Here is a 26,794-nt window from a genome sequence, read left to right as displayed (position 1 = left end):
CGGAGGGGCGATCCGGTCGGAGGCATCATGCGTGTTCGCGTTGAAGGCGCGAATGACCAGGCAGGGTCAAATTATGGCGCAAATGCAAAGGATCGATTAACAACGCAAGATTGTCGTGCGACCGGGCCTGTGCACCCGGCGGGCGTCTTCCGTTCGCATCGAATTGATCAACAATTGCGCGCTTTTAGTGCAGATTGCGCTATGATGGGGCATGGCCGACGACGTTGACCGCAAGATGTGGCCGAAACAGGACATCGATCCCGGCGTCCTGGGAGCGCTCGCACATTTATACCGTGGTGAGGTCTATCGCAGCACCCATTGGCGCAACCGGCTCGACAATACGACAAATTGGGCGGTGGTAACGACCGGGATCGCCCTTTCGGCCACGTTCAGCAATGTCAACGCCTCGCCCCTGCCGTTGATCCTTGTCGGGTTCCTGGTCACCTTCTTCCTGGCGTTCGAGGCGCGGCGCTACCGCTACTACAATCTGTTCCGGGCGCGGGCGCGCCTGCTGGAATCCGATTTTTATGCCCCCATCCTGAACGGCGAGAAGGTCCGGCTTGACAGCGACTGGGGCGCGATGCTTGCCGACGATTACCGCACGCCCCACTATCATATCAGTTTCATCCGCGCCGCCGGGCGGCGACTGCGCAACAATTATTCCTGGATACTGGCGATCCAGGCCGTCGCCTATTACGGAAAGCTCGCCATCCACCCGGTTCCGCTGTCCAGCGTTTCCGATTTCATCGAGCGCGCCGCGATCGGACCCATTCCCGGGCAATATGTGATCGCCGCGGGAGTCCTTTTCCACGGGAGCTGGTTCGTATTCGCCTTTGTCACGCTGCGGCTCGACCAGCTGTACCGCCGCCGGCGCCAGTCGCCAATGGAACATTAGCCGGCTATACGAAAACCGCCGTCCACCGGTCCGGACAGACACGCATGCGGCAAATTGTGCGTCGGCCGTGGCGATCCGTAAGCAACTGTCACAACTTATAAAAATCTGTTATAGTTGCCGCCTAGGGTCAATAATTGCAAGATTATGATATTGAGCGGAGAGCAGTCTCCGTTTCGCGCGAATTCCGGAATCCCCGACTACCGCACGCGTATTTTCGGGAAGCATCCGAGATTGTGCTTGTGTGAAATGCCGGGGCGGGGGCGTAGGCATTGCATTTGATGGCGTATCCAGAACGCAGCGTCGTCACGGTTTTGGTCGTAGACGCTGTCAGCTCAACGAGCCGCATCGCCTCAGTCGATCCCGATGATGCACAACTCATGGTAGACGATGTGCTGTCGCACATCCGCCAATGCGTCGAACGCGCCGGTGGCCTCCTCGTGAGTTTTGCCGGGGACGGCGGCGTTGCCGTTTTTGGCTGGCCCGACTCCCTGGAAGACCACGCCGACCGCGCCTGCGAGGCCGCCTGGAATATCCAGAATTTCACCGGCAAGGACACACCGATACTCGATCCGGAGAAAAACGAGGTCCTGTTCCGGGTCGGTATCCATTCCGGCCTGGTCGGATTGCGCCATCTGGAACTGGAGCGCGGCTCGCAGATCGATCTCGTCGGTGGCACCGTTCATTTGGCGGCGCGCCTGGAAAAGAGCGCACAGCCCGGCGAGATACTGCTCAGCGCGGAAACACTTGAACTTTGCCGGCTTGATTTCGAATGTCATCCGCGGCCCGATCTGCCGATCCTCGAGGAAATCAATTCAAGTGTTTTTATGCTCAATGCGCCACCCGAACGGCGCAACGCGAACGAGGCACTGCAGAAATACGACTTTCCGATTGTCGGGCGCGACATGGAAAGGGCCATATTGCGGAAATCGATTGCCCGCCGGACCCCCGAGAAAGCGGCCCTGGCCCTCATTGGCGAACCCGGCATCGGCAAGAGCCGCCTTGCCGCAGCCGCCATCGACGAAGCCCTGGCCGGGGACGCGATCGACCATTTGCTGGTCTACCGGGGCGACATACAAAAGCGGACGACGCCGTTCGCAGTCTTTCGGAGCCTGATCCTGGACGCGCTGAAACTGGACGAGCAGGCAGCACAGCCGCAGATCGAAGCTGCGTTTTATGAAGCCGGCTTTGAAACCGGCAGCGCCGGCGCGCTCGACGCGATTCTCATGACCGGCGGACACGGAAAATCGGCGCGGGCCGGTCAGCAGCTTTCCTTGAAACAGACCGCGCAGGGACTTGTCGAGATATTCGGGCGGCTGGCGCTGAAGGACCGTACATTGCTGCTTCTGGAAGATCTGCACCTCGTCGATCCTGAAAGCCAGCTGTGCCTTGAACTGCTGTGCAACAACAACGACGGCCGGCGGCTGTTCGTCCTTTTGACCGGACGTCCGGAGGCGGCTTTCGATGCACAGCAGATTGCCGACACCGTGTTGCGTCTTGAACCGATGTCGCGGGACAAGATGCGGCTGCTTGCCGAGCGCCTGTGGACAAAGAACATTCCCGATCAATTGAACATCGAAAAGGCACTGGACCAGGCCGACGGGATCCCGTTCGTTCTCGAGCAGCTGGTTTGTTCGCTGGATACCGATGAGGCCGAATCACTGCAGTCGATGCCGCAGGGCGTACAGTCCATGATCCACGCCCGGCTCAACCGGCTGCCGCGCGCCGCCAAGCACTGCGCCCAGTCGCTCAGTATTCTGGGCGAAGAGGTGGAGCTTGAATTCGCCCGCAAGGTGCTCGGCATCGGCACCGAAGAGCTGATGACGATACTCGCCCAGCTCAATCACCTTGCCATTACCCGGGTGATACCCGGCCGGTCCGTGCGCTTCTTCCACGCCATCATCGCCGAAGCCTGCCAGAACACGGTTCCGCGCGAGCGGCGCCGGGACATTCACCGGACCGCCATAGACGTGATCTCCGCGACCTATGCCGATCTCGGCGGCCAGTATGAACGGCTGGCTTTTCACGCCGAGGCCGCCGGCGACGACCTTCTGGCACTGGACTATCTTTCGAAGGCCGCTGAGCGAGCCATGAGAAACTACGCCGGCAAATCGCTCCAGCTTCTGTTCGACCGGGCACTCGAATGCATCGATCGAATCGGCGAGCCCGCCGAAGAGGCTTTCGTCGATCTGACGATCATGGTCTGCACGACCATGCTGCAGCTCGGCGAATTCTCCAAGATGCACAGCCATCTGCCGAGGGTCCACGCCCTGGCGGAGAAGCAGAACCGGACCAGCCAGATCTGTGCGGCCAAATGCAACCTCGGCATGGTCGACTGGTTCGAAGGGCGCTACCAGCACGGCGTCGCAATCGTCGGGGAAGCGCTCGAGATGGCGCGTTCGATGGACTCTCTGCCCCACATTTTCGCCGCCCAGCACCTGCTTTCGGTCCTCAACCACGCAATGGGGAACCTGGATACGGCGCTTCGCCTTTCGCGCGACCTGTGCGACCAGCTCTCCGGGGATCTTCAGACCAAGCGGCTCGGAGCGGCGGGCATTCCGGGTGCTATTTCACGCGCCTTTCTGGGCTGGTTCCTCACCGACAAGGGCGACTACGAGGAGAGCCTGAAATACGCCCAGTTGGCACTTGATATCTCGCGTTCGTGCGACGACCCGTACACCGAGGTCATCGCGCTTAACGCACTTGGCCGGAACCTGATCATGATGGGCCGGGCCGATGAGGCGGTCACCTGTCTGGAAACAACGACGGCGTTGATCGAGGCGCATGGCTACGACGCCCCCAAACCGCATATCACCGGTCTCCTCGCGACCGCACTGGCGCGCAGCGGCCGCGCCGACGAGGCGATCGAACTCGTCGATGACTGTTTCGGCCAGGCGCTGCATCTGCGGACCGGAAGGCTAGAAATCTACTATCTTTATGCCGGCTACGCCGAGGCGCTCTTCCGGTCCGGCGCAGTCGAGAGATGCCTTCCCGCCATCGACCAGGCGATCGAGATCGGACGCAGCATCAGCAATCCCGGCCTGATAGCCCAGGGCCTCGCCATCAGGGCCGAGCTCGGCATGGCGATCAAGGCCGACAGCCCGCTGATCCAGCAGGATGTCGAGGAGCACCGGAGCCTGTGCGCGAAGCACGGGTTCAAGGCGCTGGTCTAGACCGTTTCATGGCTAGATTGAATCATTTGACCGTGGCGATTTTGGTCTCTGACTAGGCGGGTTGCGCGCCGTGGTGCCATTCCACCACAAGCGCGAGCCAACGCAGTCAGGGGCCAAAATCGCCCGGCACATTCTACATTTGTTTTCAACATCATCTTCCTTTTCCAGGGTGGCGGCAAATCGGCCCATCGGCGTTGTTGCGCCGCTTGCCCGATGCCCCACATCGCGCTGCGCGACGCGCCTAGCCGACTGGACCGATTTTCCGCCATCAAATGCTTCAAGCTAACCATGAAACGGTCTAGTTCAGGCCAGAACCCTTCCGGCGCGGTCCTATTGCGGCAACAACCGGTTGAAGCGGCTCGACAGGCCGACCGCCGCCTTGGCGATTTCCTGCATCTCGCCGGCCTCTCCCGCGACTTTCCGAAGCCCGTCCAGCCGTCCGGCCGCAAGCAGGCAGCGCTCGAGTATGTAAAGCGCAATCGCATCGCGGCCCCAGCAGTGACGCGCATTGACCCGCCCGTCGACGCCCGTGCCTGTGTTCGCGACGGAACCGAACAGGAGATAGCGGTCGAGCTCGCGGACGGGATGGTCCTGGATGAACGGGTAGAGCGAGAACCGGTAGGGATCGTCGAAGACCGATCCGTCAAGATTGGCGGCGGGAATCAGCGCGGCGACCCATTCGCCGGCATCCACACGCGCACCGCTCTCCAATTGGGTTTCCTCGACGCAGCGACGCATGAGCAGCTTGAAATTGGGCTTCAGCCGCTCCGCCTCGTAGATGAGCTGCGTCGCCAGCGAATATCCGCACTTGTCGGCGCTGTCCGGCTCGAGACCCTGCTTCCTGATCAGCGCGAATAGGCTCGGAAGGCTGATCCTGAATGTCAGCAAGGTGTCCATGATATTGCCGAAGGTCGAGGGTATGGCCGCCATCGTCGACGCGATGAGCTCAAACAGGATCGCCGCCACGTCCGCGTGATACTGCGCCCGCGTGTATCCCTTGTTTTCGCGCAATATTTTGTCCTCGATGGCGATGAAGGCGTCGAGCAGCGTATGCGTCTTGGCGGGCCTGACGGACCAGGCGTCGCTGATCAGCCGGTTGAGATGGTTGAGCAGCTCGGCGCCCGCCTGCTCCGACAGGTTCATCAGTGTCTTGTAGGACAGGACGTTTCCGAAGACGTCGCCGAGCGTCAGGATCGACCAGATCTGCATGGTGGCCTGGCCCGGATTTTGCGGCATCTTGCCCTTCGAGACGCTCAGCCAGTCCGGATGCAGGTGGCCGACATGCTGCCGCGCGAACGGCAGCGAAATACCGAGCTCGGTGATCCAGGCCGGGCCCGGCGTTCCGAAAAGCTCCGACATGACCGCGTAGGACACGTCGCTCGCCAGGTCACGGACCAGGTCGATCCGGTGACTGTCGCCTGTGCGTGCCAATGCCGTCTCGATGTGAGTGGACACGATATCGCCGAGGCGGCCGCGAACGCCGTATTGCGCATGCTCGGTCCTGTGGGCCGCATCGAGCGTCTTCCAGGCATCCATGAGGATCGAATAGAGCAGCGTCCGTCGGTCTTTGCTGGCCGGCGGAAACTGCGCCGTTCCAATCAGCATGTCGTCGCCCCGCAGGACGCGGCGGCCGGCCAGGCTGTAATGGTCAACCGAAAACCGCTCGTTGCCCTCTTTGTCGGCCAGCCGCAGCACGTCGCCGACATCGCGGTGCCTGCCCACGAAACAGACCGGGCTTTCCAGGCCCTCTGGCTCGTGCAGGCTGGCGCCGTCATTATAGGGAGACGTGTCGGGAATATCCGGCAGCTTGGCCCGGATCAGCGACACATTCTTGTTTTTCAGGAAGTGGCCGACAAATCCGCGGATGCGCGTCTCGGTGAACAGTCCCGGCGTTTCCGGATCGCTCATACTGTGGCCCTGGGAAAGCAGGCTGGATGCATCGACGGCGAACCGGTCGTGCCCGGCCATGGCCGCCAGCGCTTCATCGCTGGGCGCGAAGAAATAGTCGCCGCCGCGGGTGATCACGAAGGGCGGGATCCGGGTGATCGGCGCCGCCGCGTCGGACTCGTGGAAGCGGTCTTCGAGATCGCCGGAATTGGCGCCGGCGATCGGACAGCGCCCGAGGCCCGCCTGCCCGAGGAATTCGCCGCTGTTCATCCAGTCGGCCTGAATGACCTCGAACTGGAGATCGATACGGGCGTTGGCCGCAATAAACAGAAGTCCGCGCTTTTTGCCGTCTCCGCGCGAACCGTCCGGCAGAAGCGGTCCGCCATAGCCGATGCCGCGTCTGAGGATCCGGTGGCGGCGCACATCGTTGCGCCCGCTGATATCGCGCGGATTGGTGCGGCGGACATGCGAGCCGAGCGGGCATCTGGCCCCGTCCGGATCGTCCCGGACGAAGAGAAAATCGTTGATCTTGCGATCGCTCTCCGGCCCGATCGAGCGCGGGCTGTCGGGAGACAGGACAAGCGGCGTGCCGTTCGGCCAGCGTCCCATGAACTGCGCCGCCAGCTTCTGCTGGGCACGTGAATCGTCCGGTCGCTGCTTTTCGAGAAAGTCCCGGAACCCGCCGACATCCTGTTCGAGCTTTCTGAAGACCACGAAGGTCGCCCCGTCGCGCAACAGTTTGTTAGCCGGCTGCTGGGCGCAATTTCCGTCCTCATCCGGGTATCCGAGAAAGATCTCTCCGGGTGCGACCGGCGTCCATGTCCCGTTGCGGCCCGGGGTCGCGCCGCCGGGCATCGGCTTGCCCAGCTTCATGTCGACGAAGGGCTGGCTGATGCCGTCCCTGAATCCGAAATGCTCTTTGCGGTATCCCTCGGTCACGGCTTTTCCGTTCTCGACCGAATAGGGATCCTGGCCGAGTTCGATATGCACGATCTCCATGCCGAGAAAACGGAAGAGGCCGCCCAGCATGGTACGCAGCGCCTTTCCGCGATCGCCGTTGTGCCGGTTGAAATCGTCTATGTCCTGACGCAGATTTTCCCAGCTTTCCTCCGGGCCCATGTCCCATTTTCCGCCGCCAATGACATCGCCGACCTGGAATCCGCCGGTGAAATAGCCGTGAACCGTGCCAAGACCCAGCTCGCCGTCCCAGTTTTCGGGCGCGCTCGGACCGGTGTCGCCGAGGCGTTTTGCACGCGCCGCCATGCCCTGCTTGAACACGTCCGGGAACGAGCGAAGCGTGTTCGCATCGACATCCAATTTTTCCAGACCGGGAAACGTGAAAGCGATGTTGACCGGCACCGGATCGTAGCTCTGTTTCTGACCGTCCTTGCCCGATCCGCCCGACACGGCATCCGCCTGGGCACGCTCGTTGCGCACCGGCGACTCTTTGCCGGCCTCTTTCGCCGATTCGCGCGCCAGCTTCGCCTGCCGCAGCAGCTCATAGGCGCAAAGGGCGACAAGCCGATGCGAGACAACGTTGACTCCCGCTTCGCCGGCTTCGCCTCCGAAGGCGCTCAGGTCGAAAATCCGGGCGACGAACCTGCGGATCTGGGGATTTCCAGCCTTCAGCAGGATCGCGAGTGCCAGTATCAGGGCAACGAGGTCTTGCTCGTTTCCGAGGCCGCGGCCGAATTTCTTTTGCGCCAGTTCGATGGCGCCGTATATGCCATTGCCCTTTTTCAGGGCCGCTTCCAGCGCCTTGACCAGTTTCAGGACCTTGGGGCCGGGGGATTTACGGGGATCGATCTGAAGGAAACCGTCCAGCTGTTCCTTGAGGGCGCTGTGATCGCCCGTCGACAGGAGCTTCAGCCAGGCTCTGAATTCGTCGCAGGCCAGATTCTCCGCCAGCGGATTGACCGGTTTCGCATCCTCCGGTGCCGCGTCCGCGTCCGAAGTCGGGCTCCTGGCAATCGGCGGCGACGCGAGCTCGGCCGCGTAGTCCATTGCGCCGCCCGAATTGCGTTTCGGCGGGTTCGCAGACAACACCTCTTTTGCCAGCTTTGCAAACAGCCGGCGAGAGGTCTGCATTTCCGTTTTGCTCAGGATCCTGAAAAAGACGAACAGCGACCAGTTCCGGGTCTTGCCGTTGGCGAATTTCGAAGGCTGGCCGAGATGCGCCTGGATTCCAGCGGCGGCGTCCGTTGCGGCGGTTTCGTGGTTGCGCGTGACTGTGTCGGACATCTTCAGACCCCCTTGCCGCTTTTCATGCGATACGTCCCGCCGGGCGTCGGGAATGCCGAAGCATATTGTGCGGTTTCGCGCAGAAACTCATCGAAGAGCTCTTCCATGTTTTCCACTTTCCGGCCCGTTGGCGAACGCACTTTCTCGACAAAGGCGTCGAAGCACCGTTTGAAGTCCTCGAGCTGCTTGATTTGCACGACCGTAAGGTCGGGATAGGCGCACAGGAAAAGGTCGACCGGAACCTGGTAGCGGCGGATCCAGTGCCAGAACTTCTCGAAGTCCCGCGTCGACGGGAAATCGACACAATTGACAAAGACTTCGTCAAAATCCCGGGCGAGGAACTGTGCGATATCCCTGAAATAGACTTTCAGGTCCCCGTCGAACGAAACGATCGTCAGCAGCCAGGAATGGAAACCGGGTGTCTCGGAATGGGCGGCGTTGCTGCCCGCATGCGTCTCGATCGTCCCGCCGTCGGCGCCATGGACGGTGATCTCGAACTCATCCAGCGGCTTCGGAACACTGAAGTCCCCTTGCGGTCCGCCGGATGTTTCGCCGGATTTGAAGTAATCGACACCCGCCACATTCGAATTTGTCAGGTATTGCTCCGGGCGGATGATCATCATGCGCCCGAAATGAATGCTGGTGATCGTATTGAGCTGGTGCGGAATGCCGCGGTCTGCGCGGGTTTGGATCGAATCGATGACGCGCCGCAATTTTTCTTCGTAGGTCAAGCGTTCGCCGGGCGCGCGCCCGCGGATGATCGGCGCCAAGACGGCGATCTCGGTGACGCCGCCCGAAGTCGCGGACATCGACCAGTTCAAGAGCTCGCGTTGCATAATATTTCCCCACAAATTGAATTAACCGCCCGGTAAACAACCTCTCATTTTAATAATATCCGTCCGGGACATCCCGCAATATCGCGGCCGTTATTCGTTTGAAATACTCTGAAAATTCTCGGTCAGGGCCGCAAGCGCCGGATCGCCCGACAACCTGACCGCCTGCCGCAAAGCGCCGGACACGGCGATCCGCCGACCATTGCCCTGGCCGTTTGCGCCGCTCCACTGCGCCCGGATGTGGGCAAGCCGTAAGGCCAGGTTGGCGATTTCCGCACCGTATCGCGCCCAATCGAAGGTTTCGTCGCTGGGCTTCAACCGGGTCGCCTCGAGGACGAGGCGCTGAACATCCCCGTTTTCGCCCTCGGGATCCCCGTTGTCTTGCGCCGCGACCGGAATATCCGCCGGATCGAGCCGCAAAAGCGCCTCGGCGTCGATGATGCCCGCACCCATGTGGCTGGCGTTCCATCCCTTGGGAACCCTCGCCGTGTGGCACGCGGCTGCTCGGAACAGGTCCTGGAGCGGCACACCGCGCCTGTTTGCCTCCGCAATGAGATTGTCCCTTCCGTGCCGGTTCAGCCACAGGGCGGCTATTCCCGAAACCAGCGCTGCCGAATAGGACGTGCCCTGTCCCTCGGCGATGACAGGCCGGCCGCCATCGCGGACCTCGTGCTTGGCGCGCCAGACCATTTCCGCCGGTGCCGCGAGGTCGACCGTCGGGCCGGCGCAGCTGCCGCGCCACTTGCGGTCGTTGACATTCGTTCCGGCGACGGCGATGACCGCGCTGTATCGGGCGGGATAGACGGCGAGGCCGATGCAGTTGCCGGCTGCCGCGACGACGATGAGATTCGCGTCGACGGCTTTCTGGACCGCCGTCCGCAAGGCCTCGCTTCCCAGTCCGCCAAGGCTCATCGAGATGACGTGACACCCCGACAGCCGCGCGTGGTTCACGGCCCGGGCGATGGGGGCCGGATTGACGACGCGCACATCATGCACGCAGCGGATGGGAACGAGATGCGCGCCGGGTGCCGCGCCGCTTATCTCGCCGCTTCTGCGGCCGACGGCAACACTTGCCGTGCCGCTGCCGTGGCCGGGACAGGCGGTCTCGGGATCGAGGGGATCGGTCGGATCGCTGCCGCCCTCCAGAATGTCGGCTGCGAGATCGAGCCGCAGGCTGTCGGATTCGATCTCGTCGTGCTGCGCTATTCCGGTATCCGGCTGTGCGATGAAAATTCCCTTTCCCAGATCCGGCGAAAGGTTCCAGGCGGACATCACGCGGGTGTTTTCCAGCGCCCACTTCTTGTCCGCCGGAGCGGGCCCGTTGACCCAGCACAGGCTTCCCGCGACCGCGGTCTTGTCGGAGCGGCTCTCTGGCGGCTCCGGAACGCTCATGATGTGCTCGCCGATACAGGGCTCGCACGAAACCAGTTCCAGCTTGTCGCGCAGCTCGTAGGCGATGGCGAACAACGCGTCCGATGCCCGTCCCGTCGGTATGCCGGGAAACCGCAGAACCACGAAATGGGCCAGTTCGTCTGCGCTGCGCGGAAAGAGCGGTTCGAGTGAAAAGTCGAGCGTGTCGAGGATCGCTGCCAATTGCCTGCGTGCCGTGCTGATATCCGGCTGCACTGCATATTGAAGCACGAAACCCAGTTCATCGGCCGGCAGCGCGTTGCGGCCAGGATCTGCAATCTCGATATTGCGGCTGACCTCTGGTCTGACGAGCAGATGATTGAGGGTCCTGATCGGCATCATCGCATGCTTCCGGCTGTCACGTTGCTCATGTTCCTGTCGGTTCGCCCACATTCCGGTCGGTCCCCTGGACGGACCTCACCCTGGCGACCTATTGCACAACGGGCCCGGCTCAAATGTGAGATAACTCACATTGATGCGGATCGGATCCGGTGCGTGGCGTCTGCGCAACGTGCAGAAAAACTTGCTGCAAGCCCTAGGCAATGACGCTACTCTTTGTTTCGGCGGTATGCCCAAGGGTGGGATTGATGAAATCGGGCGCAAGAAATCTGTTGTATCTCGTCGATTTGCTGGCTGATCTTGATATCGGTCAGTTGAACGAAATCGGTGAAACCTGCGAGTGGATCCGGGTTTCGAAGGGCCAGGAGGTGATCAGTCAGAACCAGCTGACCACCGACGTCTATTTCATTGTCGAGGGCAGTGTCGCCGCCAAGGGCTACTCGGTCGACGGCAAGGAGGTCACCTATGCGGAGATTTCGGCCGGCCAGGTGTTCGGCGAATTCTCGGCGATCGATGAGCGGCCCCGGTCCGCCGCCGTTGAGGCCCTGGAGGACAGTTATCTGGCACGCATGGACTCAACCCAGTTTCGCGCACTGATCGCCGACTATCCGGTGATCGGATTGAAACTGGCCGAGCTCCTGGTGCGCAAGAACCGCAGCCTGACGGACCGGATGTTCGAATACAGCACGATGGCGGTCCATCAGCGCATCTGCACCGAGCTGCTGCGCATGGTCGATTCGAGCGATGCCGAGGACAAGCACCTGATCGAGCCGGCACCGTCCCACTACCAGATCGCAACGAAATTGAGCACACATCGCGAGGCGGTCAGCAAGGAACTGGCGCGCCTTTCGAAGCTGGGCATCGTCAATTCCGGCCGCCGCAAGATCGAGGTCCTGGATGTGGAGCGTTTGCGGCAGCTCGCCCAGTCAGGAATTTACTAGGCCGTTTCATATCATTGAGTGACCGCGGTATACGCGGTTATGCACCGGAATCTCGGCGGTTTGTGAGAATTCCCACATCCTGCCGGTCCGCGATCGGCCAATCTCCACAGGCATCGTGATGGGGGGACTTCGGACCGTGGTTTCAGCTTTTCTTGTGGGCCCAAACGCAAGACGGCGCAAACCGGTCTGAGGGCCAGTGTCCGTGCCGGGTTCAGTCGATCTGAACCCGGCCGGCGACCCCGCCTTAGTCGACTCCCAAGCTCCTCTGTCCGCACGATACTCCAGTCTCGTGCGGACCGGGGGCCGCTTGGCGCGCCGGCAACAGCTGATCCGGTGCGCCAAGCGAACCAGGCCGGACAAAGTGCGCCCTTTGAATCCTGCCAAACAATGGTCTAGAGACCCAGCCCGCCGCCGACGATCAGAACCTGGCCGGAGACGTAGTTCGATTCCGGCGCGCAAAAGAGGTAGACGCCGTCCGCGGCCTCTTCCACGGTCCCCGCGCGACCCATCGGTATCATCGCCTTGAAGCCGCTCGCCACCTTTGTCGGAATGCCGATGGCGACCTCATTGCCCTCCACCGTGATGGTCTTTTTCTCATCGGTGGATTCGGTCAGCCGGGTTTCGATATAGCCGAACGCGACACAGTTGACATTGACCTTCGAGCGGCCCCATTCCTTGGCCAGCGTCTTGGTCAGTCCGATGATTCCGGCCTTGGCCGAGGAATAGTTCGCCTGCCCGGCATTGCCGCCTGTTCCGGCGACGGAGGAGATGTTGACGACCTTGCGAAACACCTCCTGGCCCGCCTCGGCCTCGCGCTTTGCCTCGATGCGAATGAATTCGCTGGCGGCACGCAGGATCTGAAACGGCGCCTTGAGGTGCACGTCGATCATCGCGTCGAACTGCTCGTCGCTCATCTTGCCGATCATCGAATCCCACGTATAGCCGGCATTGTTGACGATGATGTCGACGCCGCCGAACGTGTCGATGCCGGTGCCGACAAAACGTTCAGCGAAACCGTCGGCGGTGACGCTGCCGGCGACGGCGACCGCCTCGCCGCCACCAGCCCTGATCTCCTCGACGACGGCATCGGCGGGTGCCTGGTCGAGATCGTTGACCACGACATGAGCGCCCTCGCGCGCCAGTTTGAGCGCCACGGCGCGGCCGATGCCGCGGCCCGATCCGCTCACATAGGCCGTCTTATCCTGCAGTTTTCCCATGCCAGATTCCCTGTAATTCTAAGGCAGCGCGACAACCGCTTCGCCGGCCAGCTTGACTTCGCCGGCTTCGTTGGCGGCCTCGACGGCGAGCCGCACCCTCTTTTCGCCGTCCTCCTCGTATTTTTGCGCCACCGTTCCCGTGCAGACGATGCGCTCGCGCAACTGCGTGATGGCGACGAACCGCGTGTCGAAGCGCCGCAGCGCCGTCTGCGGCACCCATCCGGTCAGGAGCCGGCCGAGATAGGCCATGGACAGCATGCCGTGGGCAAAGACATCCTCCATGCCGGCCGACCTGGCGAAATCGATATCGATGTGGATCGGGTTATGGTCCCCCGATGCGCCGGCGAACAGCGCGAGGGTTGTGCGCGAGATCGGCGCGGTGCGCAGCACCGGCAGCTTGTCGCCGACATTCACGGCTTCGAAACGCAGCCCGTTCATCTTCTCAGTTCCTCACCACGACAACCTGCTGCAGCTCCGCCACGAGCGCGCCCGCCTCGTTTGTGACATCCGTTTTCTGGACAATGAATTCAAGCGCGCCGTCCTTCTTGTCGTAGATGTCGGTGACCGTCGATTTCAGCGTTACCACGTCACCGGCGCAGACCGGCTTGTGGTAGACGAAGGATTGCTCGCCATGCAGCACTCGGGCAAGGTCCACGTCCATGACATGGAGCAGCTCGAACGGGTCGGGCTTTTCGAAACCCAGCGAGAAGAGAAATGTCGGCGGCGCCGGCAGCGACGGGTAGCCGGCTGCCCGTGCCGCCGCCTCATCCGTGTAGACGGGATCGTCCTGCCCGGTCGCCTTGGCGAAGAACCGAAGCCGCCCCTTCTCGACGGTGACCGTCAGCGGCTCGAGGCTGAGCCCGATATGTTTCCTGTCGATCATCGCGGCCGTCACGCCGCCTGCTGGTACATGGTCACGACGCAGGCGCCGCCGAGCCCGAGATTGTGCTGCAATGCCGTTCGTGCACCCTCCACCTGCCGCTCGCCGGCGGTGCCGCGCAACTGGTTGGTGAGTTCAAAACACTGCGCGAGGCCGGTCGCGCCGAGCGGATGGCCTTTCGACAGGAGCCCTCCGGACGGGTTTGTGACCACCTTGCCGCCATAGGTGTTGTCCCCGTCGGCGATGAACCGCTGCGCGGTGCCTTCGGCGCACAGGCCCAGCCCCTCATAGGTGATCAGTTCGTTGTGGGCGAAACAGTCATGTAGCTCGACGACATCGACATCCTCCGGGCCGATGCCGGTCGCCTCGTAGACCGCGGCGCTGGCTGCTGCCGTCATGTCGTAACCGACAAGCCGCATCATGTCGCCGGAGTCGAATGTGCTCGGCGTATCGGTGGTCATCGCCTGGCCGGCGATCGCCACATCCGCGCGCAGGCCGTTCTTGCGGGCGAACGCTTCCGAGACAAGTATGGCCGCGGCGCCGCCGCAGGTCGGCGGGCAGGCCATCAGCCGCGTCATCACGCCCGGCCACATCACCGGCGACTGCAGCACGTCGCCCGGCGTCACCTCGTTTCGGAAAAGCGCCCGCGGGTTGGTCTTCGCGTGACGGCTGGCCTTGGCGCGCACCTTTGCGAAATCCTCGAGCGTCGTGCCGTGCCGCTCCATGTGATGCAGGCCCGCACCGCCGAAATAGCGCAGCGCCAGCGGGATTTCGCCGTGTCCGACAAGCGCGTCGCATTGCGCGTCGAACGGATCGAAAGGGCTGGGCCGGTCCTCGAACACACTGGTCAGCGCACCCGGCCGCATCTGCTCGAAACCGAGGGCCAGGACGCAATCGGCCGCACCGCTTTCGACCGCCTGCCGGGCAAGATAGAGCGCGGTCGAGCCGGTGGAACAGTTGTTGTTGACATTGATCACCGGGATCCCGGTCATGCCGACATCGTAGATGACCCGCTGGCCGCAGGTGCTGTCGCCATAGACATAGCCGGCATAGGCCTGCTCCACGGCGTCATAAGAAAGGCCCGCATCGGCCAGCGCGTCGCGAACCGCCGCGGCGCCCATCTGCGGATAGTCCTCATTGTCCCCGGGCTTGACGAACCGTGTCATGCCCACGCCGGCGACCAGTGCCTTGTTCATATCGTGCTCCCTGCCAAATGGCGGCGCTGCTGATTGACCCGCCGCCTGTCGTTCGCATGCCCCGGGGCGCAGGCCCCTTTGACATTTACACTCATCAGTTACATATTCCACTGCCAAGTTACGGTCAACAGCGGTCGGGTGATTTTCGCCGCGACCGCCGCGCCGTGCCATCTGGCGCCGGCGTCAGAATCGGCTATGAAGGAAGCCATGGAAAGAGCGCTCTGGAACAATGCGGTTACAAGCCGGGACGAGCAGCGCCGGCAAAAACGCCTTGCCGTGCTCGGCACCGGCGCGCGCCTGTTCAACGAGCGCGGTTTCGACCGCACGACGCTCGACGATATCGCCGGCGCCCTCAACGTGTCGAAACGCACGCTCTACTACTATATCGGCAGCAAGGAGGAGATTCTCTTCGAGTGCAGCCGGCTCGGCCTCGAATTCATGCAGGACGTGCTAGCGCGCTGCCGCGATGAGAGCCTTCCGCCCATCGACCGCATCGGTCTCCTGCTGCGCGGTTACGCGGCGCTGCTTGCCGACGACATGGGCGCCTGCCTGGTGCTGTCGAAGGACATTCCCTTGTCGGAACCCAATCGCGACGTCCTGCGCGAGGGCCGCCGTTCGCTGGACAGGCTGCTGCGCGACCTCATCCAGGCCGGCATCGACGATGCCTCGATCGCGCCGAACGATCCGAAGCTGACCGCCGCCGCGATATTCGGCGCCTTCAACTGGATCCCGCACTGGAACCGCAACGACAATCCCGTTTCCCACGACGCGCTTGCGGACCGGTATATCGACCTGTTTATCGAAGGCCTTCGCAGGCGGTGATCTCGACGGCCGGCAATCGGAAGAACTCAAGTATAAAGCCTGTACCGGGCAAATAATAAATCAGCATAAAAGTAACAACGCGCCATAATTGCGCTATAGTCTCTCCAAATGGTGTCGAACGAGGCCCTTTTTCAAGGAGAGTATCGATGAATCGCGTCACCGGATCTTCCTTCCTGCGCATTGCCTTGGCGTCTCTCATGTCCTTCAGCTGGACCGCACACGGCTTTGCCCAATCGGCCTCCGCCGGCAATCAGCAAGAACAGGCACAGCCGGCGCCCGAATGGCCGCGCAGCTTCGAGTCGCCCGACGGCGCGACAATCACCCTGCACCAGCCGCAGGTGAGCGCGTGGAAAGGCTTCTCCGAGCTCACCGCGCTCATCGCCAGCGAATACAGTCCCAAGGGCAGCGACGATCCGGCCTATGGCGTCATCGAGGTCACCGCCGACACGGCGGCGGACCGGGAGACCGACGAGGTGACCCTGTCCAACATCGAGGTCGCCAACATCAACTTCTCGACCCTGGGGCGCGACCAGCTCGCCGACGCGTCGCTTGAGATCGGCAAGGTGCTGCCGACGGCACCGATCACGGTCTCCATGACCCGCCTGACCGCGAGCCTCGACAATTACGAGCGATTGCAGGACGCGTCGGGCTTCGGCGGCGACGCGCCGGCGATCTTCGTCTCGGAACAACCCGCCATCCTGTTGCAGACCAACGGCAAGCCGACCACGGCGCCGGTCAAGGGCGCCGACGGCCTTGAATTCGTCGTCAACACGAACTGGGACCTGCTCGCGACCGGCGATCCGCTGACCTACTACCTGCGCATCGACGATTCCTGGGTGTCTTCCGCCAAGGTCGACGGGCCGTGGACCCCGGTCAGCGAATTGCCGACCATTTTCGGCAAGCTACCGGACGACGACAACTGGAAGGAAGCGCGCGCCGCCATGCCGCCGCAGGCCTTCAAGGACGGGGCGCCCGCCGTCTATTACAGCGACAAGCCGGCCGAGCTCGTCGTCATTGACGGGCAGCCGCAACTGCAGCCGGTCGCAAACACCAGCCTGCGGTGGGTCTCCAACGCCAATTCCGACCTGTTCTTCGACCAGGCGAACAGCACCTGGTATTTCCTCGCGTCGGGCCGCTGGTTCAGCGCCTCGGATCTCAAGGGCCCGTGGGCCTTTGCCTCGGAGAACCTACCGGCCGATTTCCGCAACATCCCGGATGGCGAACCCTATTCGATCGTCCGCGCCTCGGTTCCGGGAACCTCCGAGAGCGAAGAGGCGCGGCTGCTGGCCTCCATCCCGACAACGGCGCGTGTAAACCGCTCGGAAGTCACCGTCGACGTCACCTATTTCGGCGATCCGAAATTCGAGCGCATCGTCGGCACCGATATGGCCTATGCGGTCAACACCAATTTCACCGTCATCCGCGTCGGCGACAAGTATTTCGTGCTCCATAACGGCGTTTGGTTTGTCGGCGATACGCCCACCGGGCCTTTTGTCGTCGCCGATACCGTCCCCGACGACATCTACGCCATTCCCCCGTCCTCGCCGGTCTACAACGTGACCTATGTGCGGGTCTATGAAACGACCCCCGAATATGTCGTCTACGGCTACACATCCGGCTATCTTTGGGCGTTCCTGGCCTGGGGCACACTGATCTACGGCACCGGATGGTATTATCCGCCCTACTGGGTGTACCGTCCGGGCTACCCGCCGATCTACCGCCCGTGGCGGGTCACCTACGGCTCGGGCACCTACTACCTGCCGGGGCGCGGGACGTTCACCGCGCATTACGGACGCGCCTACGGTCCCTATGGCGGCATCGCCGCCGGCGGTATCTACAACCAGAACACCGGCGGCTATATCCGCGGCGGCCGGGCCTGGGGGCCCTACAACCAGGCCGGTTACATTGCCGTGCGCGGTCCGGCGGGCAATCGCTACTGGGTCGCCGACATCAACGGCAACATCTACAAATCCTGGGACCGGGGCGTCACGACCAACAGCAAATGGTCGCGTGACAACGTCAAGACCGACGCGCAGAACCGCTGGCAGAAACGCGACACAGGCGCCGTTTCCAGGGAGCGGAAAAACGACCTCATCGCCAATCGCGACGGCAACGTGTTCCGCAAGGAAAACGGCGAATGGAAGCAGCATACCAAGGGCGAGTGGAAGAACATCCGCCCGCGCGAGGGCGGCACCGGCAGCACGCAGCGCGTCGAGGAACTGCGGCAGTCGCTCGACCGGCAGCGGGCTTCGCGCGAACGCGGCATCCAGCGCATCGAGCAGCGCCGCCAGATCGAAAGGGGCGGCCGCAGCGAACTGCAGCGTCCGACGACCCGGCGATTCCAGCGCCGGCGGTGATTGCAAATCCGGCGGACGACCCGCGGGCCGTTCGCCGGATATTTATGCAAGGGACGCACCAATTAGCCCCGCAATCCCCGTTATCCACAGGCCTGCCGCACTTTGTGCACTGTCGATGCTATCTTAGTTTCGAATCACTCGCACTTGCACAGACGTCAAGGAGGTCCTCGCCATGACGGATTACCAGGTTGCGATCATCGGCGGCGGACCGGCGGGTCTGACAGCCGCATTGACATTGTCGCGGTCGATGATGCGCACCATTGTCTTTGATTCGCCCATTCCTGCACGGAACGCGGCGTCCCCACATGTTGGCGCCTATCCGACCATGGACATGGCAACGCCTGACGAGGTGCGCGAGAGCATCGCCGCCAATATCCGCACCTATGGCTATGCGGACCTGAAATCGGCCGAGATTGCAGAGGTTCACGAGGAAGAGGACGGTTTTGTGCTGTCCACGCAGGGCGGATCCTCCTTCCGTGCCAGGCGGCTGCTGATGACCACCGGAATGGTCGACAAATATCCCAGCATCGAAGACCTGAAGGACTATTGGGGCACGTCCATCATCAACTGCCCCTTCTGCCAGGGATACGAGGTCAGGAACCAGTCCTGGGGCGTCTATGTCCACCGCCCGGAAATCCTCGCCGCCGCGGAAATCTACCGCAACTGGACCGACGATCTCGTCATGTTCGTCGAGCCGGGTATCGATGTTCCTCCGGAGCGCGCCGAAGCCATCGAGGCGCTGGGTATCCGGCTCATTCCGGGGCGGATCGAGGCCGTCGAGGGCAGCGGCGAAAAGCTGACTCATGTCGTCCTGCGTTCCGGCCGCCGCGTTCCGCGCGATATCCTCCTTGTCTGGCCGCACCAGACCCAGAGCGAACTGGTGAAATCGCTCGACCTGCCGCTGAGCGACGACGGATATGTCAAGATCGACGAATGCTACCGGACCGGGCGCCGCGGCATTTTCGCCGCCGGCGACCTGACCTATGGCGGGCACCAGAACACCAACACCGCGATCCACATGGGCAACATGGCGGCCGCCTGGCTGGTGTTCGACCTGTGCCAGTCACGGGCGCGGGAAGAAATTTACCCCGAAGACCGGATCGTAGCGGCGCAGTAGCCGCGATCCACCTCACTTTTCAGCGCGATCAGCCCATCTGGCTCGGCAGATAGAGCGCCAGCGCCGGTATGCCGACCAGCAGCGCCAGCCGGAAGATGTCGGCCACCCAGAACGGCGTGACGCCCCGGAAGATGGTGCTTGTCGGAACGTCCCCGACGACCCCCTTGAGGACGAACACATTCATCCCCACCGGCGGCGTGATCAGGCTGATCTCGGTCACCACCACGACGACGACGCCGAACCAGACCGGGTCGAACCCGAGGTCGCGCACCAGCGGAAAGAAGATCGGCACGGTGAGAAGCAGCATCGACAGGCTCTCGAAGATGCAGCCGAGGCCGATATAGATCAGCAGGATGAAGACCATCACCACCCAGGGCGATACTGAATAGGCGGTGACGGCGCCGAGCAGCGCTTCCGGCAGCCCGGCGATGTTGACGAAATTGGAGAAGATCCACGCGCCGATCAGCACGCTGAACAGCGAAGCGGTGGTGAAGGCGGTTTCCCTCAGCACCTCGAGCGTGTCGCGGACGCTCAGATTGCGGCGCGACAGCGCGATGAGGAAGGCGCCGGCCGCCCCCATGCCGGCGGCCTCGGTCGGCGAGAAGGCAATGTGGATCGGCCAGAAATCGAGCGCGCCGTAGAGCCCGCCGATCACCAGGAAGAACAGGAACAGCACCGCCCACACGCCCTTGAGCGCCGCCAGCCGGTCGCGCCACACGGTGCGCTGGCCGGCGGGCCCGGCGTCCGGGTTGCGGGTCACCGTATAGGCCACCGCGCACAGGTAGAAGATTATGCCGAGCATGCCCGGGATGATGCCGGCGATGAACAGCTTGCCGATCGACGTCTCCGTCAGCAGCCCGTAGATGACCAGGATCACCGATGGCGGGATCAGGATACCGAGCGTCCCGCCGGCCGCGATCGAGGCGGTCGAAAGGCTGTCGGCATAGCCGTATTTGCGCATCTGCGGCATGGCCACCTTGGACATGGTCGCGGCCGTCGCCAGCGACGAGCCGCACACCGCGGCGAAACCGCCGCAGGCGACGATCGTCGCCATGGCCAGCCCGCCGCGCAGGTGCCCGAGAAAGGCGTAGGAAACCTGGTAGAGCTCGCGGCTGATGCCGCCCTTGTTGACGAACAGCCCCATCAGGATGAACAGCGGCACGACGCTGAGGCCGTAGTCCTGGCTCGCATCGATGATCAGCCGGGCAACCATGGAGATGGCGCCGCGGTAGCTCGTCTCCATCATGTAGCCGATCATCCCGACCAGCCCCATGGCGAAGGCGATGGGAATACGCAGCAGCACCAGCACCAGGACGGCGGCAAATCCGATTCCCGCCTCAAGCATCGCTGTCTTCCAGGAGCCTGGGCGCGAACAGCGTCAGCGCGCCGCGCGCAATGAGCACAAAGGCGGTCAGATAGGTCATGATCGCGATGAACCAGCCGATATAGAACTGCGGAATGTTGAGATACTCGGTGAGATCGCCGTAGGACCGCGCCCTTTCGGCGAGCACCAGCACCCGTTCGGCGGGCAGGATCAGCATGGCGCCGCAGGCAAGCGAAATCACGGCATCGCGGAGGCGTTCCACGAGGGCGCTGCGGTAGAACGGGTCCATCAGGTCGACGACGATATGGCCCTCGCGAACGGAAAGCACCGGCAGCACCGAGAACACCACGATCGCCATCAGCATGCGCGTCAGTTCCGTCGCTGCCTCGATGGGGGCGTTGAAGACCGACCGCAGGATGACATCCGCGAAGGTCATCGCCATCAGTATGAAGAGGGCCGCGCTTGCCAACAGCACCGGCAGGTGCGTGAAACGCCTTGCCCAGCGCACGGTAATGCTCATGCTAGAATCCCCGAACGGCCCCTGGCTGATCCTGACCGGCGCGACCGCTGGCCGCGCCGACAATCACCCTCGAAGGTTATTAGCCGGCGAACCGACTTACTCGGCCGACATTTCCTTCTGGATCATCTCATGGGCGGCCTTGGCGTCGACCCCCTTGTCGGAAAGCTCGGTAAGAACGCTCGCCGTCACCTTGTCGATGATCGGTTGATAGGCGGCGACATCCGCATCCGACGCGATCTGGATGGAGTTGTCATCGGCCGCCTTGGTGACCGCGATCCCCTCGCTGTCGATCTGATCCCAGGCAGCGCCGAGCATGCGGCTGGCCACCTCGCCGAAGACTTCGCTCTCAAGCGCCGCCTTGACGTCGTCCGGAAGCTTGTCGAACGCCTCCTCGTTCATGATCACGGCGAAGGAGCCGCGATAAAAACCACCGGGCATCTCGTAGACATTCTTGGCGACCTCGGTCAGCTTGAAGCCCTTGCGCGATTCCATCGGCATGGCGACCGCGTCCGCGGCGCCGGACGCCAGGGTTTCGTAGACCTTCGGCGCGGGAACGCGAATACCGACCAGGCCCAGTTCAGTGCCGACGTCACCGGCAACGCCGCCGCCGATGCGCGTCTTCAGGCCGTCGAGATCGGAGAGCGATCCGACATTCGAATTGGTGTGCATCTGGCCCGGCCCGTGTGTGTGCAGTGCCAGCAGCTTGACGCCCTTGTGTTCGTCGAGCGCTTCAAGGTGTTTCTCGTGGACCCGCCAGTAGGCGACCGAAGCCTGCTCGGCATTGCCTTCATATCCGGGCAGCTCGATCAGCTTGGTGCCGACGAAACGTCCGGGCTGATATCCGTGAAAGATGACGGCCATGTCGGCGGCACCGTCTATGATGAGGTCCATCAGCGCGGGCGGCGGCGCCAGCCCGTACTTGATTTCGGCGGTGACCTGACCGTCGGAGGCTTCCTCCATCATCTTGATCATGTTCGGCCACATGATCGAGTTCAGCCCGTGTGTCGGCGGCGCCCAGCCGGCGATGGTGAAATTGTAGTCCGCGGCCATTGCGCCGGCCGTTGCGCTGACGAAAATTGCCGCGGATGCAGCAAGCTTGAAGAGTCTGTTCACGTGTATCCTCCCTTAAGCGGACCCCGGCACCTCCTGCCTGCCGGTCCGCGCAGAACGCCCTCTTTTCGAGGACCTTGTTGTTACGCTAAACCATAAAAAGCCCCAAGAACAGCCACCATTGCTAACTGCCGTCGCCGGTCGGTGGCAAAGGCCAAACCGGGATTGTCCGCTATGCGGACAGGTTCGCATTGGCCGGGCGCATTGGTGCGTTCCGTTCCCGCCAGTTGTCAATCGGATGGCCTTGATGCGACCTATCGAATTTTTCGATGGACTGTTTGCGTCCGCGATTAACCTGGTAAACCGGTTTTTATTTGACCGGACTTTTCGTCGCGCTCGCAGTGTGCCAATAGTTTCTGCCAGCGGTGTCGGCAATTAGGGGACCGGGCCGGATGACAAGGAAAACAAACAAATGAGCGGCATCGTCGGCTCGATGGCAACCACCCGCATTCGACCGGGAATCGTATGACGGGCGAAATCTCCGGCATACAGCGCAGGGCAATTTCCGGATTCGGCCTGGACTATCCGGGCCTCCTCGCAGTGCGGTGGCCGATCCTGTCCGCCATCTTCCTTTGTATCGTCGTCGCCGTCACATTCGCCTCGATGAATTACATTCGCTTCGACGACGACATCGAGCGCAGCATGTCCTCGGACAGCATTCATGCCAACAATTACAGGCAGTTCGAACGCACGATGGGCGCCAGGACGACGGATTTCATTGTCCTGGTTTCGACCGACACGGACTTTACGCCACAGGACCTGGATCAACTGCGCGAGATGACCCTGGAACTGGCGCTGATGGACGACGTGCTGACCGTGCTGTCGCCCTTTTCGGCGCGGTTTTCGAGAAATCACCCGCAATATCCGGGCGAGCCGGTCTTTCCCGACGAGATTACCTCCAACACGCTGACGGACCGCCTGCAGGCCTACCGCCAGGGCGCGGCCAATCAGCCCTCGATGATCGGCGACGACAATCGGACCATCCTCGTTTCCGTATCGGTGGATCCGGCGGTCGACCGCGACGGCCAGCGGCGGATCTACGCCGATATCCGCGATGTGGTCGACACCTATGTCGATGACCGGTTCACCCGTGCCGTTACCGGCGAGGATGCGATCGCTTTCGAAATCGTTGGCGGAATGAGAAGCGATCTCGTCACGCTGAATGCGATCGGGTGCCTGTTCGCGCTTGTCATCGCGTTCCTGGTTTTCGGCAATCTGGTCACGGCGATGACCGCCATCGTACCGGCGGTGCTGGGGGCGATGTCGTCAATCGCGCTGTTTCCGTTGCTCGGTCTTCCGGTGACGGTGATGAGCAACACCATTCCCGTCCTTGTCCTGGTTCTCGGGCTGGCGGACAGCATCCATCTGGTGATGCACTACCTGAAAACGTCGAACGAGCTGCCGGTCAAGGAGCGGACGGCGATCAGCGTGCGCGATATCGGCCCGGCCTGCGGTCTGACGGCAGTGACTACGGCGATCGCCTTTGCCGCCGTCGCCGCGGTCGACAACGTGCCGCTGCGCGAATTCGCGCTGATTGGCGCCCTGGGTGTCATGGTTTCCTATGTCATCGTCATCATGACATTCGCGGTGCTGGCTCCGGTGGCCATCGGGCACAAAACCCGCAACGGCAGATCCGAATGGCTCAGGGTCCCCCCGGTCTTCCGCCGGCTGGTCTTTTCCCGGGGCCGCATGGTCGTGGCATTGAGCGCGATTATCGCCGTCGCCAGCATCTGGGGGTTCTGGCGCACCGAGCCGTGGTATCACTTCGACGGCTATTTGCCGGCGGACAGCGAAATCCGGCAGGCCAACGCGCATATCAACCGGACCTTCGGAGGCTTTTTCCCGATCTGGCACGAATTGACGCTGGAGGGCGATGAAGAGGAGCAGAACGACTGGGCGCGCCTGACCGCGCTCAACGACGCGGTCGCAAGTGCGGCGCCGGATTACGCGGTTGTCTCGCTTGTTACGATAGCAAGATGGATCGGCGAACCGGAAACCATGCCGCAACGCGACCAGCTTACCGAGCTTCCCGAGAACGTGCTGACCCAGCTTCTGTCACCCGACGGCAGGACGGCGCGGGTCGTCACATTTGCGCCCGAGCCGATGGCGAGCCGCCAGACACTTGAAACCCACGACCGCATCGAGCGCACCGCGCGCGAGGCAGGCGCCGCCCGCACCGTCGGCTTTCCGGTCATTTTGCGCCATGAGCCGGTTGTCGTTATCGGCCAGCTCGGCCTCAGCCTCGTCGCCGCCTGCATCATCGCGATCCTGGTGGTCGCGGCCGCCTTCCGCTGGCCGGCGCTGTTTCTCGTTCTGATCATTCCCAACACGCTTCCGCTGTTCGTGACGGCGTCCGCCCTGCATATTCTCACCGGCGGACTGCTCAATCCGACGGCCATGATGGCGCTGACCATTGCCTTCGGCATCGCCATTGACGACTGTATTCACTTCATCAACCGGTACCGGCTGGAGCGCTCGGACGGACATTCCGTCGATGAGGCGCTGCGTTTCGCCATCGACCGCACGGGACGGGTGATGATCGCCACAACGCTGCTGATTTCCGGCGGATTGCTGGTCACGCTTTTGAGTCCCTTCATCATGGTGCGTTTGTTTGGCATTATGCTGATCCTGACTTTTGTTACGGCGCTATTGGCCGACTTGCTCCTGCTGCCGGTCCTCATGCGCCTGAAATGGGTACGTTCATGAGGTTGCCGATCATCGTGGTGCTTGCTTGCCTGATGCCGCTAACGCCGGCCCGGGCGGTCGATTCGCTTGAGGCGCTGGCCGGCAAGTGGACAGGCTCCGGCTGGGCGCGCGAGGCCGCCGGCTCCGAACGGGAGTCCGTGCGCTGCAAGGTGACCGGCACCTACCGCAAGGACATCGAGCGGCTGACGCTGACGGGGAAATGCGCCTCGCCGGGCAGGACCGGCCGCATCGACGGCTTTGTCGAGCCGCTGGAAAAAGCGGGCCGGTACACGGGTCGCTGGTCCAATCCGTTCGGCGCCGGCAGCACGATGGTCAATGGCGTCAGCCGCGACAACACGATCACCTTCCGCTACCGCGTCCGCGATCCCAAGACAGAGGAAACATCCGACGGCATCATGTTGTGGACCATTTCACCGGATCGCTTCGCCATTGCGTCTGCGGACGCCAATTCGCGCACGCCGGTAACACTCAGCGAGATCGAATTCAGCCGCTAGAGCAACCTGACATCTCCACGGGGCGCCGGGTGCCGGATCTAGACCGTTTCATGGCTAGCTTGAAGCATTTGATGGCGGAAAATCGGTCCAGTCGGCTAGGCGCGTTGCGCAGCGCGATGTGGGGCATCGGGCAAGCGGCGCAACGACGCCGATGGGCCGATTTGCCGCCACCCCTGATAGGATCATCGTGTTGAAACTCTGGGCTGAATGGGCCCGGCGATTTTGCCCCCTGACTGCGTTGGCTTGCGCTTGTGGTGGGGGTGCACCACGGCGCGCAATCCGCCTAGCCAGCGATCAAAATCGCCGCGGTCAAATGATTCAATCTAGCCATGAAACGGTCTAGTGCTGCACGGCCAGGCCATCGGTGGCCGCCTCGGCAACCAGCTCGCGGACCCATTTCTGCATGGCCGAGCGATGGGTGCGCATCGTCCAGAACATGTCGACCTCGAGCGCCACCTTGAAGGGCAGCGCGCGGCGCACGACGCGGTCGGAAAATTTTTCGGCAAGCCGGTTCGGCACGGTGGCAACCAGGTCGGTGCCGGCAACGCAGCTCTCCAGGTCGCCGTATTCGGAAAGTTCGATCACCTTGTCGATCGATCCGCCACGCGCCTCCAGGGCATCGAGGTAAAACGGCCTCCAGTTGCCCATGTAGGTGACGACCGCATGTTTGGCCGACTGGTAGGCCTTGAAGTCGAATGTCCGGGCCGCGAAAGGATTGTCCCGGTCCATGATGCACACATAATGGTCCATGCTGATCTTGCGCTTGTAGAGTTGTTCGCCCGAGATCTGCACCGGGCCCAGCAGGATGTCGCATTCGCCCCGTTTGAGCTGTTCCTCGCCGACCGCCGAGGAGCTGAGCACCCGCAGCTGGATACCCGGCGCCAGATGCCGCATGCGTCCGATCAGCTGCGGCAGGATGATGACCCGTTCCCAGTGGTTGCATGAAACGGTGACCGAACCGGCGGCCGTCGCCGGATCGAAGGTCCGCCGCCGCGCGACGCCCTGGAACTCCTCAAGGAACCGTGCCGCGTGCTCGACGATGACGCGGCACCGGTCGGTCGCCGCCACACCGTTGCCCTCGCGCACGAAGAGCGGATCATCGAACACCTTGCGCAGCCGGGCGATGGTGTAGCTGACCGTCGACTGGTTCTGCCCCAGCCGATGCGCGGCCTTCGAGAAGGATCCGAAATCATGAACATATTGCAGCGTCCTGAGCGCCGCAAAGTCGACCTTGAGGACGTCCTGACCATCCATTGTGTGAAGCCCGTGACACTAGTTATCGAATTTTTCGATAGATTAGATCAGGGTCATTTGATTGACAAGTAACCCACCGCG

Annotated in this window: 19 protein-coding genes; 8 read left to right on the top strand and 11 right to left on the bottom strand. The window is 62.5% G+C overall.

Annotated elements, in window-relative coordinates; all coding sequences use genetic code 11:
• The first annotated feature begins 211 nt into the window (after positions 1-211).
• The gene (locus E4M07_RS09500) at positions 212-895 is read left to right on the top strand and encodes a DUF2270 domain-containing protein (protein ID WP_136658065.1); all 684 of its coding nucleotides are present in this window, start codon (positions 212-214) and stop codon (positions 893-895) included.
• A gap of 278 nt (positions 896-1,173) precedes the next feature.
• On the top strand, positions 1,174-4,065 hold the full coding sequence (locus tag E4M07_RS09495; protein ID WP_136658064.1) for a tetratricopeptide repeat protein: 2,892 nt from the start codon (positions 1,174-1,176) through the stop codon (positions 4,063-4,065).
• Positions 4,066-4,395: 330 nt separating this feature from the next.
• Here the strand turns inward: E4M07_RS09495 and E4M07_RS09490 are convergent, their stop codons facing one another.
• From E4M07_RS09490 to E4M07_RS09480, 3 genes are all read right to left on the bottom strand, one after another.
• The gene (locus E4M07_RS09490) at positions 4,396-8,193 is read right to left on the bottom strand and encodes a hypothetical protein (RefSeq protein ID WP_136658063.1); all 3,798 of its coding nucleotides are present in this window, start codon (positions 8,191-8,193) and stop codon (positions 4,396-4,398) included.
• A gap of 2 nt (positions 8,194-8,195) precedes the next feature.
• The gene (locus E4M07_RS09485) at positions 8,196-9,029 is read right to left on the bottom strand and encodes a hypothetical protein (protein ID WP_136658062.1); all 834 of its coding nucleotides are present in this window, start codon (positions 9,027-9,029) and stop codon (positions 8,196-8,198) included.
• A 90-nt stretch (positions 9,030-9,119) separates the two neighbouring features.
• The gene (locus E4M07_RS09480) at positions 9,120-10,778 is read right to left on the bottom strand and encodes a S8/S53 family peptidase (RefSeq protein WP_169054149.1); all 1,659 of its coding nucleotides are present in this window, start codon (positions 10,776-10,778) and stop codon (positions 9,120-9,122) included.
• 245 nt (positions 10,779-11,023) lie between these two features.
• On the opposite strand from E4M07_RS09480, the gene E4M07_RS09475 reads away from it, so the two are divergent.
• The gene (locus E4M07_RS09475) at positions 11,024-11,716 is read left to right on the top strand and encodes a Crp/Fnr family transcriptional regulator (protein WP_169054148.1); all 693 of its coding nucleotides are present in this window, start codon (positions 11,024-11,026) and stop codon (positions 11,714-11,716) included.
• Between the two features lie 392 nt (positions 11,717-12,108).
• On the opposite strand, the gene E4M07_RS09470 is transcribed toward E4M07_RS09475, so the two are convergent.
• The 4 genes from E4M07_RS09470 to E4M07_RS09455 are packed head-to-tail and all read right to left on the bottom strand — an operon-like array spanning position 12,109 to position 15,009.
• Positions 12,109-12,933, bottom strand: coding sequence for an SDR family NAD(P)-dependent oxidoreductase (locus E4M07_RS09470; protein ID WP_136658059.1), 825 nt, complete (start codon positions 12,931-12,933; stop codon positions 12,109-12,111).
• Positions 12,934-12,951: 18 nt separating this feature from the next.
• A complete protein-coding gene (locus E4M07_RS09465; RefSeq protein ID WP_136658058.1) occupies positions 12,952-13,371 on the bottom strand; it encodes a MaoC family dehydratase in 420 nt (139 codons plus the stop codon).
• Between the two features lie 4 nt (positions 13,372-13,375).
• Positions 13,376-13,816, bottom strand: coding sequence for a MaoC family dehydratase N-terminal domain-containing protein (locus E4M07_RS09460; RefSeq protein ID WP_136658484.1), 441 nt, complete (start codon positions 13,814-13,816; stop codon positions 13,376-13,378).
• An 8-nt stretch (positions 13,817-13,824) separates the two neighbouring features.
• Complete coding sequence (locus E4M07_RS09455; RefSeq protein WP_136658057.1) at positions 13,825-15,009, bottom strand: lipid-transfer protein; 1,185 nt, start codon at positions 15,007-15,009, stop codon at positions 13,825-13,827.
• Between the two features lie 207 nt (positions 15,010-15,216).
• On the opposite strand from E4M07_RS09455, the gene E4M07_RS09450 reads away from it, so the two are divergent.
• The 3 genes from E4M07_RS09450 (at position 15,217) to E4M07_RS09440 (ending at position 19,305) form a co-directional block, all read left to right on the top strand.
• Positions 15,217-15,831, top strand: a complete 615-nt coding sequence (locus tag E4M07_RS09450; RefSeq protein ID WP_169054147.1) for a TetR/AcrR family transcriptional regulator — start codon at positions 15,217-15,219, stop codon at positions 15,829-15,831.
• 146 nt (positions 15,832-15,977) lie between these two features.
• Positions 15,978-18,188: a hypothetical protein gene (locus E4M07_RS09445; RefSeq protein ID WP_136658055.1), complete on the top strand. Its 2,211-nt coding sequence runs from the start codon at positions 15,978-15,980 to the stop codon at positions 18,186-18,188.
• Positions 18,189-18,360: 172 nt separating this feature from the next.
• Positions 18,361-19,305 (top strand): NAD(P)/FAD-dependent oxidoreductase, encoded by a 945-nt coding sequence (locus tag E4M07_RS09440; protein WP_136658054.1) that lies wholly within the window; start codon positions 18,361-18,363, stop codon positions 19,303-19,305.
• A 28-nt stretch (positions 19,306-19,333) separates the two neighbouring features.
• Here E4M07_RS09440 and E4M07_RS09435 read toward each other — a convergent pair whose 3' ends face one another.
• The 3 genes from E4M07_RS09435 to E4M07_RS09425 all read right to left on the bottom strand — a co-directional run bounded on the left by E4M07_RS09435 (position 19,334) and on the right by E4M07_RS09425 (position 22,262).
• Positions 19,334-20,650, bottom strand: a complete 1,317-nt coding sequence (locus E4M07_RS09435) for a TRAP transporter large permease (RefSeq protein WP_136658053.1) — start codon at positions 20,648-20,650, stop codon at positions 19,334-19,336.
• On the bottom strand, positions 20,643-21,149 hold the full coding sequence (locus tag E4M07_RS09430) for a TRAP transporter small permease subunit (RefSeq protein WP_136658052.1): 507 nt from the start codon (positions 21,147-21,149) through the stop codon (positions 20,643-20,645). Before E4M07_RS09430 ends, E4M07_RS09435 begins: the two co-directional genes overlap by 8 nt.
• 96 nt (positions 21,150-21,245) lie before the next feature.
• Complete coding sequence (locus tag E4M07_RS09425; RefSeq protein ID WP_246660399.1) at positions 21,246-22,262, bottom strand: TRAP transporter substrate-binding protein; 1,017 nt, start codon at positions 22,260-22,262, stop codon at positions 21,246-21,248.
• A 462-nt stretch (positions 22,263-22,724) separates the two neighbouring features.
• On the opposite strand from E4M07_RS09425, the gene E4M07_RS09420 reads away from it, so the two are divergent.
• Together E4M07_RS09420 and E4M07_RS09415 are read left to right on the top strand one after the other, a co-directional pair.
• Entirely contained in the window at positions 22,725-24,965 is a 2,241-nt protein-coding gene (locus tag E4M07_RS09420) for an MMPL family transporter (protein ID WP_136658051.1), read from the top strand.
• Positions 24,962-25,459: a hypothetical protein gene (locus E4M07_RS09415; protein WP_136658050.1), complete on the top strand. Its 498-nt coding sequence runs from the start codon at positions 24,962-24,964 to the stop codon at positions 25,457-25,459. Before E4M07_RS09420 ends, E4M07_RS09415 begins: the two co-directional genes overlap by 4 nt.
• A 339-nt stretch (positions 25,460-25,798) precedes the next feature.
• Here E4M07_RS09415 and E4M07_RS09410 read toward each other — a convergent pair whose 3' ends face one another.
• Positions 25,799-26,713 carry a LysR family transcriptional regulator gene (locus E4M07_RS09410; RefSeq protein ID WP_136658049.1) on the bottom strand — a complete coding sequence of 305 codons (915 nt, stop codon included), beginning with the start codon at positions 26,711-26,713 and terminating at the stop codon, positions 25,799-25,801.
• Between the last annotated feature and the right edge of the window lie 81 nt (positions 26,714-26,794).

It is taken from the genome of Nitratireductor sp. XY-223 (assembly GCF_004959855.1).
In the GTDB taxonomy this organism is placed as follows: Bacteria; Pseudomonadota; Alphaproteobacteria; order Rhizobiales; family Rhizobiaceae; genus Hoeflea_A.
Note: the sequence above shows the minus strand (reverse complement) of the source record. Positions and strands in the feature narration are given on the sequence as shown.

What these genes read in the sequence shown, in the direction of transcription:
- E4M07_RS09445 (WP_136658055.1), top strand. Translation starts at nt 15,978, where the DNA reads ATGAATCGCGTCACCGGATCTTCCTTCCTGCGCATTGCCTTGGCGTCT.
- E4M07_RS09495 (WP_136658064.1), top strand. Translation starts at nt 1,174, where the DNA reads ATGGCGTATCCAGAACGCAGCGTCGTCACGGTTTTGGTCGTAGACGCT.
- E4M07_RS09460 (WP_136658484.1), bottom strand. Translation starts at nt 13,816, where the DNA reads ATGATCGACAGGAAACATATCGGGCTCAGCCTCGAGCCGCTGACGGTC.
- E4M07_RS09430 (WP_136658052.1), bottom strand. Translation starts at nt 21,149, where the DNA reads ATGAGCATTACCGTGCGCTGGGCAAGGCGTTTCACGCACCTGCCGGTG.
- E4M07_RS09410 (WP_136658049.1), bottom strand. Translation starts at nt 26,713, where the DNA reads ATGGATGGTCAGGACGTCCTCAAGGTCGACTTTGCGGCGCTCAGGACG.
- E4M07_RS09415 (WP_136658050.1), top strand. Translation starts at nt 24,962, where the DNA reads ATGAGGTTGCCGATCATCGTGGTGCTTGCTTGCCTGATGCCGCTAACG.
- E4M07_RS09470 (WP_136658059.1), bottom strand. Translation starts at nt 12,933, where the DNA reads ATGGGAAAACTGCAGGATAAGACGGCCTATGTGAGCGGATCGGGCCGC.
- E4M07_RS09485 (WP_136658062.1), bottom strand. Translation starts at nt 9,029, where the DNA reads ATGCAACGCGAGCTCTTGAACTGGTCGATGTCCGCGACTTCGGGCGGC.
- E4M07_RS09480 (WP_169054149.1), bottom strand. Translation starts at nt 10,778, where the DNA reads ATGATGCCGATCAGGACCCTCAATCATCTGCTCGTCAGACCAGAGGTC.
- E4M07_RS09465 (WP_136658058.1), bottom strand. Translation starts at nt 13,371, where the DNA reads ATGAACGGGCTGCGTTTCGAAGCCGTGAATGTCGGCGACAAGCTGCCG.
- E4M07_RS09475 (WP_169054148.1), top strand. Translation starts at nt 11,024, where the DNA reads ATGAAATCGGGCGCAAGAAATCTGTTGTATCTCGTCGATTTGCTGGCT.
- E4M07_RS09435 (WP_136658053.1), bottom strand. Translation starts at nt 20,650, where the DNA reads ATGCTTGAGGCGGGAATCGGATTTGCCGCCGTCCTGGTGCTGGTGCTG.
- E4M07_RS09500 (WP_136658065.1), top strand. Translation starts at nt 212, where the DNA reads ATGGCCGACGACGTTGACCGCAAGATGTGGCCGAAACAGGACATCGAT.
- E4M07_RS09490 (WP_136658063.1), bottom strand. Translation starts at nt 8,193, where the DNA reads ATGTCCGACACAGTCACGCGCAACCACGAAACCGCCGCAACGGACGCC.
- E4M07_RS09455 (WP_136658057.1), bottom strand. Translation starts at nt 15,009, where the DNA reads ATGAACAAGGCACTGGTCGCCGGCGTGGGCATGACACGGTTCGTCAAG.
- E4M07_RS09450 (WP_169054147.1), top strand. Translation starts at nt 15,217, where the DNA reads ATGGAAAGAGCGCTCTGGAACAATGCGGTTACAAGCCGGGACGAGCAG.
- E4M07_RS09420 (WP_136658051.1), top strand. Translation starts at nt 22,725, where the DNA reads ATGACGGGCGAAATCTCCGGCATACAGCGCAGGGCAATTTCCGGATTC.
- E4M07_RS09440 (WP_136658054.1), top strand. Translation starts at nt 18,361, where the DNA reads ATGACGGATTACCAGGTTGCGATCATCGGCGGCGGACCGGCGGGTCTG.